Genomic DNA, 3,056 nt, shown 5'->3' with positions numbered 1-3,056 from the left:
CATGAAGTTCTCGATGATGAGCTTCCAGTTGGCCTTCACGTCGTAGGTGATGCGTCGGCCCAGGGCGAGGTTGGCGATGTCGTAGCCCTCGATGGCCTGGGTGTCGCCGAGGCGTTCTTCGATGTCGCCCATCACGTCGTCCTCGAAGGAGGGGGGGTTCTCGGCCAGGCAGACCCAGACGTAGCCGAGGTACTCGCGCACCGGGATGGTGACCAGTCCGTATTCCTGGCGGTCGATGTCGGGCATCTTGGTGAGGTTGGGGGCGGCGATGAGCTTGCCGTCGAAGTCGTAGGTCCAGGCGTGGTAGGGGCACTGGAAGGAGCGGTTGGCTTCGCCGGTCTCCTCCATGCACAGTTTCACGCCGCGGTGGCGGCAGATGTTGTAGAAGGCGCGGATGCCGTGCTTGCGGTTGCGGGTGATGATGATCGATTCCCGGCCGATCTGCACGGTGCGGTAGGCCCCGGGCTTGTCGAGGTCACCGGCGCGCACGGCGCAGAACCACATCTGCTCGAAGATGCGTTCCTGCTCGGCGCGGAAGACGGCCTCGTCCACGTAGGTGGAACCGGGCAGGGTGGAGATCAGGGACTCCGAGACAACGTTGGTCGACAACACGAACTCCTTACGACGTACTGCGGAACGGGTGGGGTGGGTGGAACGGTTTCATACCCCGGCCGGGGAGGCGGCGGTGGCGGCGGCGGCGGCCGGGGAGGCGGCGGCGACAGCGGCGGCCACGGACTGGGCCGCCTCGTGCGGCGGGGCAGGGGTGCGGGCGGCAGCGGCGATCTTCTCCAGGGTCTTGCGCCAGCGGCCGAAGAGCTTGATCTGGTTCCAGCCCAGCACCGCGACCGGTTCCTCCCCGGCGTAGTAGACGGCCAGCAGGGAGTCCTCGCCGGGGCCGCCGTGCTCGTAGGCCACCCGATCGGCGCGGGAGGCGTCGCCGGCGAACTGCAGGCGGGTGCCGTACTGGTCGGACCAGAAGTAGGGAGGCTTCACGGCCGGCAGGGTCGCCGGGTCCGCGCCGAGCAACGCGGACACGGCCACGCCCGGGCGCTGGGCGGCCCCCGTCCAGTGCTCCACCCGCTGGTGGCGCCCGGTGACCGGCTCCCACCAGGCGGCGCAGTCGCCCACGGCCACGACCCCCGGGAGGCTGGTGCCCCCGACGGCGTCGCAGACCACACCGTTGCCCAGCTCGATCCCGGAGCCTTCCAGCCACCCGGTGTTGGGCACGGCCCCGATGCCCACGACCACGACATCGGCGGGCAGCACCCGCCCGTCGGCCAGGTGCACCGCGCTGACGGATCCGTCGGTACGGGTGAAGTCGGCGATGTCGGCCCCGCAGATCAGCTCGACCCCGGCGCGGGTGTGCAGCCCGGCGACGACCGCGCCCAGCTGCGCCCCCAGCGGCCCGCACAGCGGGGTGGGGGACTTCTCCAGCACGGTGACCTCCATGCCCAGCGCGTGGGCGGTGGAGGCGACCTCGGCGCCGATGAAGCCGGCGCCGATGACCACCATCCGGCCACCGGCCCGGACTAGGCCGCGCAGCTTCTGCGCATCGGCGATGGTGCGCAGGCTCACCACGTTGGGCGCGTCGGCGATCTGGGGCAGGGTCCGGGGGGAGGCGCCGGTGGCGATCACCAGGGCGGGGGCGTGCACGGTGGTGCCGTCGGCCAGGTGGACCGTGCGGGTGGACGGATCGAAGGAGACCGCCCGGCTCCCGAGAACCCACTCCGCGTCCAAGGCCTCCGTATCGGTCTCCAGGGTCAGATCCGCGACCTCGATCCGCCCGGCCAGGAAGTCCTTGGACAGCGGCGGACGGTCGTAGGGACGCTGCAGCTCATCACCGATGATCACCACACGCCCGCCGAACCCGAGGCTGCGAGCCGCCCTCGCGGCCGACAGACCGGCCAGCGAGGCTCCGACAATGACGAGGGAGTCCATGAAGGACCCCTTTCAGATCAGTGGGTGCGGGAACAGCAGGGCGGCGCCGGGCGGGTGGACCTCTCGGCTCGTTGCCGCGTACTGCGCAACGTGCTTCATATTGTGAGGTTCAGCGTGATGCGTCCCACATTGGCCTGTCAAGCGTTCCGGGCGACTTTTCCTGCCCCCGTCCCGGGGTCGCCGTGATTCCCGACGGCGCGGCGGACCCCGCGGACAATGTTGCGCAATGTGACCCACGTTGCACAGGGCAGGATGCCTGCCCGTTCCCCGGCTCTTTCCGGCGTCGAGGGCGCGAAGCCCACCGGCCCAGGAAGGCGGCGTCGACGGCATGAGCGGATCCACGCCGACGGAGCTCGAGGAGTACCTCATGTCACCGGTGCGGCGGTGCTCCGCGGGGTGATCCGCGGCCCCGGGTGGGGCGCTGCTTCAGCGTTCGAGGTCGCCGCGGATGAAGGCCTCCAGGTTCGCCCGGGCGGTGTCGTCGGCCTGCTGCTCGGGCGGGGACTTCATGAAGTACGCCGCCGCCGAGGTCAGCGGCCCGCCGATCCCGCGGTCCAGCCCGATCTTCGCCGCCCGGATCGCGTCGATGATCACCCCGGCCGAGTTCGGGGAGTCCCACACCTCCAGCTTGTACTCCAAGGAGATCGGGGCGTCCCCGAACCCGTGACCCTCCAGACGCACGAAGGCGAACTTCCGGTCGTTGAGCCACGGCACGTGGTCCGAGGGCCCGATGTGCACCTCCTCGGTGCCGAACTCCCGCACCACGTTGGAGGTCACCGCCTGGGTCTTGGAGATCTTCTTCGACTCCAACCGGGTGCGCTCGAGCATGTTCATGAAGTCCATGTTCCCGCCCACGTTGAGCTGATACGTCCGGTCCAGCACGTACCCGCGGTCCTCGAAGAGCTTGGCCAGCACCCGGTGGGTGATCGTCGCCCCGATCTGGGACTTGATGTCATCGCCCACGATCGGCACCCCCGCGGCGGTGAACTTCTGCGCCCACTCCTCGGTGGAGGCGATGAACACCGGCAGCGCGTTGACGAAGGCCACCCCCGCGTCCAGGGCCGCCTGGGCGTAGAACCGGTCGGCGGCCTCCGAGCCCACCGGCAGATAGGACACCA

At 69.9% G+C, this 3,056-nt stretch carries 3 protein-coding genes; all 3 read right to left on the bottom strand.

Annotated features, from left to right (window positions below; all coding sequences use genetic code 11):
* Window positions 1-609, bottom strand: a 609-nt coding sequence (locus ABL57_RS14855; protein ID WP_047804260.1) for an aromatic ring-hydroxylating dioxygenase subunit alpha, incomplete at its 3' end; no start/stop codon positions are given.
* Between the two features lie 51 nt (window positions 610-660).
* Window positions 661-1,938 carry an NAD(P)/FAD-dependent oxidoreductase gene (locus ABL57_RS14850; RefSeq protein WP_047804259.1) on the bottom strand — a complete coding sequence of 426 codons (1,278 nt, stop codon included), beginning with the start codon at window positions 1,936-1,938 and terminating at the stop codon, window positions 661-663.
* A gap of 426 nt (window positions 1,939-2,364) precedes the next feature.
* Window positions 2,365-3,056 (bottom strand): inositol-3-phosphate synthase (locus tag ABL57_RS14845; protein WP_047804258.1); only part of this gene is annotated, 692 nt, incomplete at its 5' end.

Origin of the sequence: Kocuria sp. SM24M-10, assembly GCF_001027955.1 — a bacterium.
GTDB classification, from domain to species: Bacteria; Actinomycetota; Actinomycetes; order Actinomycetales; family Micrococcaceae; genus Kocuria; species Kocuria oceani.
The sequence above is the reverse complement of the archived record's forward strand: the minus strand, read 5'-3'. Positions and strand labels throughout refer to the sequence as shown.